The sequence below is a fragment of the Arthrospira sp. PCC 8006 genome (genome assembly GCF_046480465.1).
GTDB classification, from domain to species: Bacteria; Cyanobacteriota; Cyanobacteriia; order Cyanobacteriales; family Microcoleaceae; genus Limnospira; species Limnospira platensis.
The window spans coordinates 1-947 of record NZ_PKGG01000480.1; the positions used below are offsets into that span (position 1 = coordinate 1).

Sequence of the window (947 nt, forward strand, 5' to 3'; positions counted from 1 at the left end):
ATTAATATACAGAGGATGAAACCATGTTTATGCAAGAACTAAAGCTCGAACTACCGTTTGAATTTTCGCCAGATGAAGTGAAACTACTACTGGCAATCAAGCTTTATGAGGTGGGCAGGCTTTCGATTGGACAAGCGGCAAAGGTGGCGGGTTATTCCCAACGACCATTTATGGAGATTTTGGGACATTATCATGTGCCTGTCTTTGCCTATTCTCCTGATGATTTAGCCGCAGAGGTTGACTTATTGTCATGAGTCAAAATCTGGGTCGATTGATTGTGGATGATCTGCAAGCTCGGAAAGTGGCTCAACGCTTGGCGGTGAAAATCACAGGAACTATGGGAATTTTAATTATAGCGAAGAACAGGGGAATGATTGATTCGGTTAAGGGGGTGATTGACTCTTTAGAATCGGTTGGGTTTTATGTGAGCGAAGCTCTGAAAGCCCAAGCGTTGAAGTTGGCGGGTGATGATGAGTCGATGACTGGAACGGTTAACAGCACTGATTCAGGAGAAGTTGGTGGAGGGGGCGATCGCTGAGTGAATGAAAAGCACAAAATCTGTATTTTGACGCTAGGATCGCTGGGGTGGCGGGTTCTCTCGCTGTAAGTGTATTTTATGATTTATTAAAGGTGGCGAGCGGCAATGCCGACGCTGTGCAAACGATGCCTAAAAAGATTGGGGAGTTAAAGGCTATGCTTAGAAAAGCGGCGCGAAACGTTCAGGCACGCGCATAGGGTTGCAATACCCGAAATAACTGCCCGGTGGGACTTCCACCCCTTGGTGGAATATAGGGAGTCGCTTCCCTGACCATCCCATAACTGTTTATATGTCCCGACGCTTAGAGAAATCTAAGCAAGGCAGGGGACTCAAGGTCAAGACAGAACGCTTGAACGGTGGGAGTTGTGACCCACCTAGTATAGCATGAAGTTGAGAGTAACGGCGATAG

General features: G+C 46.9%; 2 protein-coding genes. Both read left to right on the forward strand.

Features of this window, described 5'->3' with window-relative positions; all coding sequences use genetic code 11:
* Positions 1–23: 23 nt before the first annotated feature.
* Positions 24–254: a UPF0175 family protein gene (locus B9T16_RS28940; protein WP_006616257.1), complete on the forward strand. Its 231-nt coding sequence runs from the start codon at positions 24–26 to the stop codon at positions 252–254.
* Entirely contained in the window at positions 251–538 is a 288-nt protein-coding gene (locus tag B9T16_RS28945; RefSeq protein WP_006616256.1) for a DUF3368 domain-containing protein, read from the forward strand. The genes B9T16_RS28940 and B9T16_RS28945 overlap by 4 nt, the downstream gene beginning before the upstream one ends.
* Positions 539–947 lie beyond the last annotated feature (409 nt).